Raw genomic sequence first — 270 nt, forward strand, 5'->3', positions numbered from 1 at the left:
CGCTCTCAAGATCGCCCTCGACCAAGCTGGCGTTGGGACCGACCGATTTCAACGAGCGCGAGACGACCCATTTCGGCTGGTTTCGCCAGGCGGCCGCGAAGTCGCGTTCGTCTGCGTTCCATTCAGGATGATCGTCATCCCAATAACGCATGATCTCATACATTTGCCGACCGTACACGCTGCCCGCTTGCCTCCGCGTCGACTCGACGAAGTGACGAAAGAGCGTGGGGCTTGGCCCGAACGCCATGTGATCGACATAGCCGTCCAGGG

The 270-nt window shown here is 60.4% G+C and carries 1 pseudogene; it reads right to left on the bottom strand.

Annotation, left to right across the window (positions count from 1 at the left end):
- Positions 1–268, bottom strand: a pseudogene (locus RAD04_RS38750) (dihydrofolate reductase family protein); the annotation flags it as partial.
- Positions 269–270: the final 2 nt, after the last annotated feature.

The organism is Bradyrhizobium sp. 25ACV, from assembly GCF_054863005.1.